Origin of the sequence: Gulosibacter hominis (assembly GCF_904842695.1) — a bacterium.
GTDB lineage: Bacteria > Actinomycetota > Actinomycetes > Actinomycetales > Microbacteriaceae > Gulosibacter > Gulosibacter hominis.
The window spans coordinates 62,381-75,179 of the sequence record NZ_CAJGWQ010000011.1 but is presented as its reverse complement, the minus strand read 5'-3'; the positions used below and the strand labels follow the sequence as shown (position 1 = coordinate 75,179).

The 12,799-nt window shown below is 62.7% G+C and carries 11 protein-coding genes and 1 pseudogene; 7 read left to right on the top strand and 5 right to left on the bottom strand.

The genetic code is table 11. The features are described 5' to 3' along the window. From JMV54_RS08190 to pheT, 7 genes and pseudogenes are all read left to right on the top strand, one after another. Positions 1–114: pseudogene (locus JMV54_RS08190) on the top strand (TrmH family RNA methyltransferase); the annotation flags it as partial. Between the two features lie 96 nt (positions 115–210). Further along, the gene (locus JMV54_RS08185) at positions 211–975 is read left to right on the top strand and encodes an amino acid ABC transporter ATP-binding protein (RefSeq protein ID WP_201518421.1); all 765 of its coding nucleotides are present in this window, start codon (positions 211–213) and stop codon (positions 973–975) included. Positions 976–1,013: 38 nt separating this feature from the next. Then, positions 1,014–1,892: a glutamate ABC transporter substrate-binding protein gene (locus tag JMV54_RS08180; protein WP_201518420.1), complete on the top strand. Its 879-nt coding sequence runs from the start codon at positions 1,014–1,016 to the stop codon at positions 1,890–1,892. A gap of 143 nt (positions 1,893–2,035) precedes the next feature. Continuing rightward, positions 2,036–2,683, top strand: a complete 648-nt coding sequence (locus tag JMV54_RS08175) for an amino acid ABC transporter permease (RefSeq protein WP_201518419.1) — start codon at positions 2,036–2,038, stop codon at positions 2,681–2,683. Further along, positions 2,680–3,657 carry an amino acid ABC transporter permease gene (locus JMV54_RS08170; RefSeq protein WP_201518418.1) on the top strand — a complete coding sequence of 326 codons (978 nt, stop codon included), beginning with the start codon at positions 2,680–2,682 and terminating at the stop codon, positions 3,655–3,657. Before JMV54_RS08175 ends, JMV54_RS08170 begins: the two co-directional genes overlap by 4 nt. Before the next feature lie 62 nt (positions 3,658–3,719). Then, the gene (gene pheS / locus JMV54_RS08165; RefSeq protein WP_230972876.1) at positions 3,720–4,772 is read left to right on the top strand and encodes a phenylalanine--tRNA ligase subunit alpha; all 1,053 of its coding nucleotides are present in this window, start codon (positions 3,720–3,722) and stop codon (positions 4,770–4,772) included. Between the two features lie 2 nt (positions 4,773–4,774). Beyond that, a complete protein-coding gene (gene pheT, locus JMV54_RS08160; protein WP_201518416.1) occupies positions 4,775–7,342 on the top strand; it encodes a phenylalanine--tRNA ligase subunit beta in 2,568 nt (855 codons plus the stop codon). A gap of 450 nt (positions 7,343–7,792) precedes the next feature. Here the strand turns inward: pheT and JMV54_RS08155 are convergent, their stop codons facing one another. The 5 genes from JMV54_RS08155 to JMV54_RS08135 form a co-directional block, all read right to left on the bottom strand. After that, a complete protein-coding gene (locus JMV54_RS08155; protein WP_201518415.1) occupies positions 7,793–8,491 on the bottom strand; it encodes an endonuclease domain-containing protein in 699 nt (232 codons plus the stop codon). A gap of 619 nt (positions 8,492–9,110) precedes the next feature. Beyond that, on the bottom strand, positions 9,111–10,244 hold the full coding sequence (locus JMV54_RS08150; RefSeq protein ID WP_201518414.1) for a DNA recombination protein RmuC: 1,134 nt from the start codon (positions 10,242–10,244) through the stop codon (positions 9,111–9,113). A 60-nt stretch (positions 10,245–10,304) separates the two neighbouring features. Continuing rightward, complete coding sequence (locus tag JMV54_RS08145; RefSeq protein WP_201518413.1) at positions 10,305–10,781, bottom strand: DUF1648 domain-containing protein; 477 nt, start codon at positions 10,779–10,781, stop codon at positions 10,305–10,307. A gap of 34 nt (positions 10,782–10,815) precedes the next feature. Next, complete coding sequence (locus JMV54_RS08140) at positions 10,816–12,042, bottom strand: hypothetical protein (protein WP_201518412.1); 1,227 nt, start codon at positions 12,040–12,042, stop codon at positions 10,816–10,818. Positions 12,043–12,128: 86 nt separating this feature from the next. Then, complete coding sequence (locus JMV54_RS08135) at positions 12,129–12,740, bottom strand: 3'-5' exonuclease (RefSeq protein ID WP_201518411.1); 612 nt, start codon at positions 12,738–12,740, stop codon at positions 12,129–12,131. Between the last annotated feature and the right edge of the window lie 59 nt (positions 12,741–12,799).

Sequence of the window (12,799 nt, the reverse complement as noted above, 5' to 3'; positions counted from 1 at the left end):
CAGTGCGATGCCACGATCGCGGTGCCCAACTACGGGCGTGCCGAATCGATGAACCTCGCCACGGCCGCGAGCGTGTGCCTGTACGAGTCGGCGTTCGCGCAGCGTTCGGCATAGTTTCACCGGTGGTCATCGCGCTATTTTCCTGGCGCTCGAGTGGTTCGTTACTTTTTGTTTCCATGAGCCGTTGCGTTGTGTGGTTATATGTCACCTATGAACTCGAACAATGATGTTGAGTCGACGCGGCCACTTGTAGAAATTAACGGCGTTAATAAGTGGTACGGGGAGAACCATGTACTGAAAGACATTAACCTCACCGTTAACCGAGGCGAAACGGTTGTGGTCATCGGCCCTTCCGGGTCGGGTAAATCAACGCTTTGTCGGTCGATTAATCGCCTAGAAACCATTGATCAGGGCGAGATTCTCATCGATGGCGTGAAGCTCCCCGAAGAGGGAGCCGACCTCGCCAAACTGCGCAGCGATGTGGGCATGGTGTTTCAATCGTTCAACCTCTTCCAGCACAAGACCGTGCTAGAGAACGTCACGCTGGCACCGGTGAAGGTGCGCAAGATGAACAAACAAGAGGCCGAAAAGCGCGCGATGCAGCTGCTTGAACGGGTCGGTGTCGGAGCGCACGCGCACAAGATGCCCGCGCAACTTTCGGGAGGGCAGCAGCAGCGCGTGGCAATCGCTCGTTCGCTAGCAATGGATCCGAAGCTCATCCTGCTTGATGAACCCACCTCGGCACTCGACCCCGAAATGATTAATGAGGTGCTAGACGTAATGGTCGAACTGGCACACGGCGGTATGACCATGGTGGTAGTCACCCACGAAATGGGCTTTGCTCGCAAGGCCGCCGACCGAGTTGTGTTCATGGCCGATGGGGCAGTGGTAGAAGAAGCCGACCCCGAACAGTTCTTTTCTCACCCGAGCAGTAGCCGAGCCAAAGAATTCCTCTCGAAGATCCTCGAACGTTAATTCTGAATTCCCCAAACCCCAACGACAAAGGAGTCACAGTGAACAAGAAACGCGGCCTACTTTCTGGCCTGGCTATTGTTGCCGCCACCTGCCTCGCACTCACCGGCTGCTCGGGATCGGGCAGCGAACCGGAGGTTGCCGAAAACCCCGAATTCGCCGACGGTACCACCATGGCGAAGCTCGCCGACGCCGGCACCATCACCATCGGCACCAAGTTTGACCAGCCGCTATTCGGTCTTTCGGGCCCCGACGGCACGCCCGAGGGCTTCGATGTCGAAATCGGCAAGCTCATCGCTGCTGATCTCGGTATCGCACCCGACAAGATCAAGTGGGTCGAGACGGTATCGCAAAACCGCGAAGCCTTCGTTCAAAACGGCACTGTCGACATTGTGATCGCCACCTACACCATCAACGACAAGCGCAAAGAAGTAATCGACTTCGGCGGCCCCTACTACGTCGCTGGCCAGTCGTTCCTGGTGCCCACCGGCAACCCCGGCGGCATCACCACCGAAGAAGGCAAGATTGCTGACTCGCTCAAAGACAAGACCGTCTGCACCGTGGTCGGTTCAACCTCGGAAGAGAACGTTCGCGAGTACACCGACAAGGTCATGACCGTCGACAAGTACAGCGACTGCATCGAACCGATGCGTTCGGGACAGGCCGATGCGCTCACCACCGACAACGTGATCCTCGCGGGGCTCGCCGACCAGAACAAGGGCGAGTTCGAAGTGGTCAGTGGCACCTTCACCGAGGAGCCCTACGGTATTGGTGTGAAGAAGGGTGATGACGAGTTCCGCACCTTCATCAACGACACCCTCGAGGCCGCCTACGAGGATGGCCGCTGGGAAGAAGCCTGGAAGTCAACCGTTGGTGACAACCTCGAGCTTCCCGAGCCGCCCGCCGTCGACCGCTACTAGGCCGACTCGAAGCAAACTGACCGTTTCGGCTCGGGCACCAGCTGAACTCGCGCCCGGGCACGACATTCATCCCGAGCTGCGTGACACCGCCACGCAACTGTTGCACCGGTGTCACGCAGCTCACCACCACAGGAAACATCAGGATGCAGGCACTCTTTGAGAACATTGACCAGGTGTGGGCGGCGTTCCTCAACACGTTGCTCCTGCTCGCCGTGGGCGGCGTCGGCGCGTCCCTCATCGGCACATTCGTGGCCCTGCTACGAATTTCACCGATCCCGGCGCTGCGGATGATCGCCACCGTCTACACCGAGCTGGTGCGGAACACGCCACTGACGCTCGTATTCTTCCTCGTGATCGTCGTGCTGCCAGTGCTCAACCTGGGGCTCGACTCAATGGCCGGCGCATTTCTCGCGCTGTCGATCTACACCTCACCATTCATCGCCGAGGCACTCCGCTCGGGTGTGAATGGCGTGCCGATGGGGCAGGCTGAGGCGGCTCGATCGCTGGGGCTCAATTTCAATCAGACGATCCGGCACGTGATCTTCCCCCAGGCGATGCGTATGGTTGTGCCGCCGCTCATTAACGTGTTCATCGCACTCACCAAAAACACTTCGGTGGCATCAGGCTTTTACGTCGTTGAACTGGTTGCGCAATCAAAAATTTTGGCCAACGCAAACGGTGACCAGGTCATGTCGATGCTGCTCGGGATCGCACTCTTCTACCTGATCATCACCGTGCCGCTCGGTCTCGTTGCGGCACGCATCGAACGAAAGGTGGCGGTGCTTCGATGAGCGCATCAGTTCTCTATGACGCGCCCGGCCCCAAGGCGCGGCGACAGTCACGCATCATTTCAGTCGTGGCTACCGCCGTCATCGTGGTGCTATTGGGCTGGTTCATCTTCGAGCTCGGCCAGCCGCGAACCGCTGCCACGGGAGCAGAACTTACCGGCTTGTGGCACCCCGACCGCTGGGATATTTTCACCGACTCGCGAGTCTGGGAGGGGCTGCTGTGGCGTGGACTCGTGATGGGTACGCTGCGTGCGGCGGCGCTCGCGGCCGTGCTCGCGATTGTGCTCGGCGTTTTGTTTGCGCTCGGGCGACTGGCACGCAGCCGCTGGATACGCATCCCGGTCACTATTGTGCTCGAATTTTTCCGCGGTATGCCGGTGCTGCTGATGATGCTGTTCATCCTGCTCGGCCTTAAAGTGGGTGACTACTGGGCCGTGGTTGGCGCGCTCGCGCTGTACAACGGTGCCATCATCGGTGAAGCACTGCGCGCTGGTATTACCTCGCTGCCACGCGGGCAGCAAGAAGCGGCACTATCGCTGGGAATGACCCGGATGCAGACCCGCTTTTTGATTGAGCTGCCGCAGGCTTTCCGGCAGATGCTGCCGATCATCGTGGCACAGACCGTGGTGCTACTGAAAGACACTTCACTGGCTTACATCGTGTCGTATCCCGAGCTGCTGCGAGTATCAAACCAGCTCAAGGACTACTACGGATCGGGCAACTACTCGTTCTCGATCTTCTTTGTGACGCTGGCGATCTACCTCCTCGTGAACCTCTCGCTCAGCGCGTTCGCGAGGTGGATCGCGCGCCGTTCAGGGCCGCGGGCTGTGGGCGCGACCCGACGTCGTACCCGCCGCGGGGGAGACGCGTCGACGCCGCCGCGCGGTCAGATCGGCACCGATACCTCGCTGCTGTCGATCGGTAAAGCAGAAGGGATGACCGGTCGCACCGAACAAACCGGCGGTAGGTCACGCTAATCGGTGGCCGTGGGTGGGATGCAGCGCGCGTCCCGCCCACGATGTCACTAGACTTAACCCTTGTGTCAGACCTAAATTCGCCAGAGAACCCGATTACCCCGGCGGCGGTCGAAGCGGCCGAGCAGGCCGCGCTGGCTGCTATCCCCGCGGCAACGAGCACCGCCGAGCTCAAGCAGGTGCGCAGCGACCACCTTGCCGAAGCATCCCCGCTCGCCGAGCTCAACAGCAAGATGCGCGCAGTGCCGAAAGAGCTGAAAAAAGAAGCCGGCAAACTGATCGGTGGGGCTCGAGGACGAGTCAACCAGGCGTTTGCCGCCCGCGAAGCAGAAATTGCTGCCGCCGAAGCCGCCGCACAGCTCGAAGCTGAACGGGTCGATGTCACCGCCGCACCACTGCGTGAACGTGTCGGTGCCCGGCACCCGCTCACCATGCTGCGCGACCGGGTCTGCGACATTTTTGTTGGGATGGGTTGGGAGATTGCCGACGGCCCCGAACTTGAAAGCGAGTGGTACAACTTCGACTCGCTCAACTTCGATGCCGACCACCCCGCACGCGCGCTGCAAGACACGTTCTTTGTCGAACCGGTTGAGCGCCACATGCTGATGCGCACCCACACCTCACCGGTGCAGATGCGCTCAATGCTCGAGCGCGGTGTGCCGCTGTATGTGCTCGCCCCCGGGCGCACCTACCGCACCGACGAACTCGACGCGACACACACCCCGGTGTTCATGCAGTTCGAGGGCATCGCGATCGACAAACACCTCTCGATGGCACACCTGCGCGGCACCCTTGAACACTTTGCCCGCAGCATGTTTGGCGAGGATGCCCGCATCCGGTTGCGGAACAACTATTTCCCATTCACCGAACCGAGCGCCGAACTCGACGTGTGGCACCCCGGAGCCAAGGGCGGCCCGCGCTGGGTTGAATGGGGCGGTTGCGGCATGGTGCATCCGAATGTGCTGCGTGCCGCAGGCGTCGACCCGGAAGAATACCGCGGTTTTGCCTTTGGAATGGGTGTCGAGCGCACACTCATGTTCCGTAACGATCTCAGCGATATGCACGACATTGTTGAGGGCGACGTCCGTTTCAGCCAGCAGTTCGGGATGGTGATCTAGTTATGCGTGTACCTCTCTCTTGGATCCGCGAATACGTCGAGATTCCCGCCGAAGCAACCCCGCGCGAGGTGCTTGACGCATTCGTGCGCGTTGGGCTTGAAGACGAAGCCATCCACGCCACCGAAGCATCCGGCCCCATCGTCGTGGGTGAGGTGCTCGAATTCGTTCCCGAACCGCAAAAAAACGGCAAAACCATTAACTGGTGTCAGGTGCGGGTTGCGCCCGATGGTGCTACGGCAGCCGACGGCGGCGAGGCTGTGCGCGGCATTGTCTGTGGCGCCCACAACTTCAAAGTCGGCGACCAGGTGGTTGTCACCCTGCCCGGAGCGGTGCTGCCTGGCGACTTCCGCATCTCGGCACGCAAAACCTACGGCCACGTGTCTGACGGGATGATGGCTTCGGTGCGCGAGCTCGGCATCGGCGACGACCACGACGGCATCATCGTGCTGGCAGACCTCGGTATCGAAGCAGAGGTTGGCACACTCGCGCTGCCGCTACTGGGTCTCGACGATGTTGCGGTCGAGGTAAACGTCACCCCCGACCGCGGCTACGCCATGTCGATGCGCGGGCTCGCACGCGAATACTCGAACTCAACCGGCGCTGCACTCAGCGACCCCGCCGAGCGCGACGAACTGCAGCAGATTCTTGCGGCCGGTGTGGCGACCGACGCTGCCGATGTACGGGTGCCGCTGTCGATCAGCGATGAACTCGGTGTGCGCGACCAACCACTGGCACCGGTGTTTGCCGGGCTGGTGGTCACCGGCGTCGACGGGCATCGCCCAACCCCGGCTTGGATGGCGCAGCGGCTACGCCTCGCGGGGATCCGCTCGCTCGGACTGCTGATCGACATCACCAACTATGTGATGCTCGAACTCGGCCAACCGATCCACGGATACGACCTCGACAAGCTGCGCGGCGGCATCCACGTGCGCCGCGCCAAAGCTGGCGAGCGGCTCACCACCCTCGACAGCAAAGACCGCGAACTGTCGCCCGAAGACATCCTGATCACTGACGACCGCGGCCCGATCGGCCTCGCCGGCACGATGGGCGGTGAAGAAACCGAACTCACCGACGACACGGTGAACGTGTTCATCGAATCGGCAAACTTCGCGCCAATCTCGATCGCCCGCACTGCCCGCCGGCACAAACTGCCGAGCGAAGCATCCCGTCGTTTTGAACGAGGAGTCGACCCGGCGGTCGCACCCGCGGCGGCGGCGCGCGTGGCCGAACTGCTGGTGGAACTCGCCGGCGGCAAGGTCGAACCGGCCGGTCAAATCATCGGCTCGGTGGTGCCGCGCGACGAGATCGCAATGCCCGTATCCCTACCCGCAACCCTGATGGGTGTCGACTACGGTGCCGATGAAGTGCTGGATGCACTACGCGCCGTTGGCTGCGAGGTGCGAGTGGACGGCGACACGATTTATGCACGCCCGGCCAGCTGGCGCCCCGACCTCACCAGTGATGTGAACCTGGTTGAAGAAGTTGCGCGACTGCTTGACTTCGATCGCATCCCCGCTGAGCTGCCCATTGCGCCCGCGGGCCGCGGATTCACTCGCGAACAGCGCCTTCGCCGTCAGCTTGCGGATGTGCTCGCCGCCACCGGTTGCACCGAGGTGATGAGCTACCCGTTCGTGAGCGCCGACGACGTGGCGACGTTTGGTGCGCCTGAGGCTGACACGCAGCCGGCGATGAAGCTTGCGAATGCGATGGATGCGACTGTGCCCTATCTGCGCACAAGCACGCTGCCGGGGCTGATCGGGGTGGCGCACCGCAATGTTTCGCGCGGACTCACCGATATTGCAGTGTTTGAACTTGGCCGCGTGTTCCGTCCCGAGGCTGGTAAGCGGTACGGTGTCGACTCGCTGCCGCCGGTGGGTGAGCGCCCGAGCGACGAGGTGCTTGCCCAGCTGAACGACGGGCTGCCGCCGCAACCGCACTATCTTGGTGCACTGCTTGTGGGGGAACGCACGTCGGCGCAGCCGGGTGTGCGGGCCGTGAAATTCGGATGGCAGGATGCGCTTGAACTGGTGCACCGCGTTGGTGCGGCAGTGGGTGCCGAGATCGTGGTGCGCCAGGGGCGGCACATTGCCTTCCACCCCGGACGCTGCGCTGAAATTTCGGTGCGCAACACCGCTGGTGATGAGCGGGTGATCGGCTACGCGGGTGAGCTGCATCCCGAAATTGCTGCCGAGCGCGACCTGCCGCGAGTGGTGGGCGCCGTTGAAATTGACGTGGATGCGCTGCTCGCGGGCACCGACCGGCATGTTTCAGCGGTGGTGATCGCGGGCGTGCCGGCAGCCACCCAAGACCTGTCACTCGTGGTGCGCGAAGAGGTTGCGGCCGGTGAGCTGCGGGATGCGGTGGTTGAGGGCGCCGGTGAGCTGCTCGAAGACATCCGGCTCGTCGCTGACTACCGCGGTGAGGGGCTCGAGCCCGGCACGAAGTCGGTGACCTTCGCGCTGCGGTTCCGCGCGAACGACCGCACTCTGACCGCTGCCGAAGCCACCGAGGCGAAAGAAGCCGGTGCCGCAGTGGCCGCTGAACGCTACGGAGCCAGCATCCGCGCCTAGCTAGGGTCGCAGTTGCTGCCCGGAGCTGCCCTGCAGCTGTCGCCCGTCTCCTTCGGGCGGCAGCTGCTTGCTTTTGTTGCTGGGGTGTTGGGTTGCTGTTTTGCTGTCTTGCTGCTGGCCCGCATCCCCTGCATCCCCTGCGGAATTTTGTTTCCTGACTTCATCCCGGTGATGATTTTTGTTTCCTGGCTGCAAAACTCGAGTTTTAGGTGCCATTTGGGCTGGATGGGGGCAATTTGCAGCCAAAATTCTGAGGCCAGGAAACAAAAATCTGCATGTGCTCGGGGGTCAGCCCGCTTTCGCGGGGCGGTATCGAGTCTGCAGGCAAAAGTCCGCACGCGCGCGAGGGGCAGCAGGTTGGGTGACTGGGATGCGCATCCCGGGGCGGGGAGGCACGCTTCTCAGATCGGCAGGATGCGCACTTCGCAGACCGGCAGGATGCGTCGCGTCTCAGGCTGGCACGATGTGCCGCTGCCCGAGCGCCGCAAGAATGGTTTGCGACACCGCAGGCCAGTTGAAATACACATCCTCATAGGTGACACGAATGACTCGATACCCGAGCGCGGACAGTTGCTGGTCGCGCGTACGGTCGCGCTGGTAGTGCAGTTCGCCGGTGTGATGCGCGCGACTGTCCACTTCGATGACCACGTTGTCTTCGACGAGAAAATCCACGCGCGTGTTTAGCTGTTCCACCACGAACTGCGGCACGAAACGGAGTTTTTCGGCTTCGAGCCACATGCGAACGAGAGTTTCGGCGCCCGATTCAGCTCTGCCATCCACCCGGGCGATGCGGCTGCGCACCGACTGCGGATAATCCTGGACGAGTTGCTGCATCTCATCGCGAGAAAGTAACTGACGCTGAACGAGAGAATCGCCGACGACTGTGCAGGTTGCCCGGTCGCTTGTCAACACCATGACTTGAAAAGCAACCTGTAGCGAATCCACCGACTGGAGGATCGGCGCATTTTTTCGTTGCGGGAGAGCGACAGGATGCACACCGTCGCGCTGCTGAATGCGGTGGACGTAGGCGGCGCGCACCGGGATCTCGGGGCCTCCCGAATCCCAGGCTCCGCGCAGGGCGAGCGCGCGTGCGCCAGTGAGCACGCCTCCGGCAGCGACCGCCGTAACCACGTCGGGATTGGGAGTCATAAATCCTGGTGCTTGAAACCAACCGTGGCGGATGCGTTTCAAGACGCCGCGTCGCAGGCCGCGGTCGACATCGTGCGATCGGTAGCCTGCGTTCAGTAATTGGAACCTTGCGACGACTCCGAAATTTGCTTCAAGCAGTTCTTCTATTGATTGCATGCTGTCAGGTTGGCAAGACATCGCGTTTTGTTCCGGGCCCAGGGTGGTCTCTGGGAATAACTCATTATCCACAGCAGCTCCGGTCTGGTTTGCGGTGCTCAGCTCATTGGCTCGGTGTCTAGCCGGCCGCCGCTCCTGTTCAGATAGTGCTGCTGCGTGCTTTGGTAACGCCGCCTCGCGGCTGGGTAGCCTCACCTCGCGGTCGGGGCCTGGCCCAGCTGCCGCCAGCTGCCTGGTGCGAAATTTGTTTCCTGGCTGCATCCTCGCTGTTGAAATTTGTTTCCTGGCTGCATCCCGGCGGGGGAGTTTTGTTTCCTGGCTGCAGAATGCTTGCAGTTGAGGCTAAACCGGCCTGATTTTGGCTTATTTCTGCGTGGATGCAGTCAAAAATCAAAAAACAGGAAACAAAATTCTGAGGTCAGGAAACAAAATTCTGCAGGCAGAGGCTGGACCCGGCGCAGAGCTAGGCGCCGGGCGCGGGGTCGGTGAACTCGGGGGCGGTGAGGGTGCGCGGCGCGACGCCGAGCGGCGGCGTGCTGGGCAGCTGCTTGGCGGCCGCATCAAAATCGGCGAGGCGCCGCGCGGTGGGCAAAACTCGCGCTTCGAGCGAGCCGATCAGCTGGTCGTAGGCCTCCACCGATCCCTGCAGCTGCCTGCCAAGTTTGGAGAGGTGCCCGGATGCGGTGGCAAGTCGGCGGTACAGCTCGGCTGACAGTTCAAGCACCTCGGCAACTGAATCGCTGACTCGCTCCTGCTGCCAGGCCGCTGCGACGGCCCGCAGAATCGCCCAGAGCGTTGTGGGCGAGGCGAGCGCCACATCGCGGCTGAACGCGTAGTCGAGCAGCGCCGGGTCGGCACCAACCGCCGCCGATAGCGCCGCTTCGCTCGGCAGATACGCGATCACCAGCGGCGCAGCCCCGGAAACCGCCGCCGGATAGTCGCGGGTGCGCAGCGCATCCACGTGCCCTCGCACCGCACGCGCGTGCTCGAGCAAGAGCCGCTGCCGCTGTTTTTCATCCGCCGCATCCCCTGGGGCTGGCACCGCCAGCGCCTCCAAATACCGCGCCATCGGCGCCTTGGCGTCAATGATCAGTTCGTGTTCGCCGGGAAGGTGCACGAGTGCATCCGGTCGTGCCCCGCCAGAACCTGACGCCACCGTCACCTGGGTATTGAAGTCGACATGCTCGAGCATCCCGGTTGCCTCGAGGAGGTTGCGCAGCTGCGCTTCACCCCAGTTGCCGCGGGCGCTGCTCGAGCGCATCGAGGTGGCCAACTGCTCGGTGGCGGCTCGAAGTTCGGCATCGGATCGCGCCTGCACTCGCAGCTGTTCGCTCAACCGGCCGTGCAGCTCGAGCCGCTCGCCCTCAAGCTCTTGGACCACGACACGCAGCTGCTGCAGTTCTCCGCGCACGGGTGCCAGTTCGCGAAGCACCGCAGTGTCGCCGCGATGCCGCGCATCCTGCGTTTCGAGCGCGCTGCGCAGTTCAGCGACCCGCGCTTCGGCAGCGGCCGCGCGGGCACGGTTGACGAGCAATCCGATGGCGATGCCGAGCGCGACGCCGAGGATCAAGCAGAGGATGAACCAAATGGGATGCATGGGTGAACTTTCGCATGAGCCTCCGACATTTTCGGCTCAACACCGGCCAAAGGCCAAAAACTATCCCTGCCGCACCATCAGCACGATCGCGATCACTGGCGAAACCAACAGCACCGCCAAGCCAACCCACAGCAGCCACGTAATCGGCGATGAGAGCAGCGCTGCTGTGATTCCGGCGTAGACCAGCTGCATCCCAACCCCAACGAGCACCAGCAGCTGGTAGCTCAGCGCGTAGAGGCGTGCAGCGTTGTCGGCAGTCACGGGCACCGGATAATTCACGACGCGTGGCCGCGCCGCGAACCAAAAAATGAGCACCGTCGCTGCGAGCATGATTGCGATGAGCACAAACACGCTCGTTTTCGGTCCGAAGTTGTCGGGTGCACCGTTGAAATCGAAGTGGATTGGCACGATTTCCGGCAGCGAGGGGTAGGCGGCGAGCAACGTTGCCGAAATCGCGATTGCCGAAATCAGTGATGCCCACCGCAAGATCCGCCAGACGGGGCCAATAGCGGGTGCAATGCGGGGTCGGGATTCCATAGTGATCTCTCCAGCGGGCCGCATCTAAGCGGCGCTAGTTGCCGAAGAGTCTACCGAGAAGTCCGCGGCCGCGGCGGGCGGGCGGCTGCGCTGCCGGCACGGGGTCAACTTCGGGCAGCTCGTTTTCGAGCGCCCAGCTCGCAAAACTTGCCCACTCGAGCGCGAGCGTGTCGTCGTTGGGGATATCGAGTGATTCGGCGATGCGGTGCGCGATGGTCATCGTGTCGTCGGCCTCGTCGACGACTTTGGCGAGTGCTGCGCGGGCTTGACTGCCGGGGCCGGTTCCTTCGTATCTGGCGAGCAGGCCCGACACGTGCATCCCGTCGAGCACGAGTTCGACGCGTTTCAGCAGCGGCGGCTGCACACCCGCAAGTCGCCGCCGCCGAGCAGCCAGTAGTTGCACTGCAAGTCCCGAAGCGGGCACTTCGGCGCGGGCTATTTCGAGCAGGTGCGTTTCGGCGGTGTTGCCGACGGTTGCTTCCAGTGCGCGCAAATACTGTTCGGCGGCCATGCTTGAGCTGGTCCACCCTTCGCGGTGTCCGTGGGCGACTTCGATGACTCGATCGGCAAAGGCGGCATCTCGGGTGCGGTGGATGAGTTCGCAGGTGGCGGTCCAGGATGCGGGCTGTTCGCCCGGTTGCGGTTCGCCGGTGGGCACTGCATCCAGTGGCTGTTCAAGCCCCCAGTACGACAGTACGGTGTTGCGCACGTCGGGCCGGTCGGGGGTGGCGGATGCTGCTGCAACGAGTAGCTCGTCGGTGACTCGTTCAACGGCCGGGTCGTTGGGCTGTGGCGCGGCTTCGGTGAGGTCGCGCCGCAACTGCAGGTACACTTCGCCGCGGTCTTCGGCGCGCAGGGCCCTTGCCGATCGCGCCAAATCGAGGGGGAGTGAGTCGGCATCGTGTGCGACAAGCCAGGTGCGCAGCTCTTCGATCACTTTGGGGCTGAATGCTCGGCGCACCGGTTCGCTTGCTGGCTGCAGGTAGCAGCGCCAGGCAAATTCGTCGGGGAATGGTGCTGACCAGTTTTGGGCGATGTATTCGACGGCGCGGTGGTCGTCGAAGCTGTGTGCCAGCATGAGCGCGAGTCCGGCGACCAGGTCGCGTTTGCCGCTGTCACGCATCCGCACCCATTTGTCGAGCAGCGCCCGGTAGGCTTTTTCGCCGCCGTCAGCGACAAGGGCAGCGTACACACCGTTGGGGTCGGCCTGTTCGGCGTGATCGAGGGCGTATTTCCAGAGCGGAGTTTGCGCTGCGGTCATGCCGTCATAGTAGGCGGCCAATCTTGCGGCAAACTCAGTGCGGCACTGTCAGTGCCGCGTTGACGGGATGCGTGCCAGAGCCGGCGCTAGAAGGTTGCTTTTCGTTCGAGTGCGGCGAGTGCGTCAGCATCTTCGGCGGGGATTTCGCGGATGAACACCGCGGTTTGTTTTGATAGCTCGGCGAGCGTCGCGGCCTCCATCCGTCGGGCGATGTCGATGACGATTGCCGCGCAGGCTTCGGCGTCTTCGAGCGGGTCGTGATGGTTTTGCAGCTCGTATCCGGCTTCGCGGGCGGCGTTGGGTAAGCGGTATGACTGCAGCTGATAGCCGCGTCGGGCGAGCCGTAGCGAACAAAAGTATCGCACGGCGGGCACGGGCAGTGCGCAGGCGCGGGTGGCGGCAACGAGCACCCCGGCGTCGAAACCGGCATTGTGGGCGACGATGATGTCGTCACCGACGAAGTTGAGGATGCGTTCGAGTGCTTCGGGCCATTCGGGTGCGCGGGATACTCGCTCGCGTGAGATGCCGTGCAGCTGCACGTTGAAGGGGGTGAATTCGTCATGCCCCGCCGGTGGGCGGATGAGGAAGTGTTCGCGGCCGGTGATCTCATTGCCGCGCACCCGAACCATCCCGACGGCGCAGGCTGATGCGGGGGAGCGGTTGGCGGTTTCAAAGTCGAGCGCGACGAAATCGGGCATGGCAACCATCCTTGCAGGTGCCACCGACTCTCGCCGAGCCCGGCGGGGGTGCGCGGGCG